We start from the raw sequence: 232 nt of genomic DNA on the forward strand, positions 1-232 counted from the left end.
CCTCGGCAAAGCGGTCCACTACGGCCTCCTGCAGGTTGAGCCCCTCGGTGCCGACCTGCAGGGTCGGGGTCTGCCGCTCGCCCCCGGTCCCGGTCTTGGCCGCGTCAACGCTGCCATCGCCGGCGGGCAGCATGCCGCGGAAGATCCCGGCCACGCGCGGGGTGCTGTCGCACAGGCTGCGGTCGTACCGTTCCCCCGAGCCGCGCATCAACTCGGTGGACGACTGCAGGCA

The 232-nt window shown here is 72.4% G+C and carries 1 protein-coding gene; it reads right to left on the reverse strand.

The genetic code is table 11. The features are described from left to right. Window positions 1-232, reverse strand: a 232-nt coding sequence (locus ACQG3P_RS24795; RefSeq protein WP_426806528.1) for a hypothetical protein, incomplete at both ends; no start/stop codon positions are given.

Source organism: Stenotrophomonas sp. SrG (assembly GCF_050031795.1).
GTDB classification, from domain to species: Bacteria; Pseudomonadota; Gammaproteobacteria; order Xanthomonadales; family Xanthomonadaceae; genus Stenotrophomonas; species Stenotrophomonas rhizophila_A.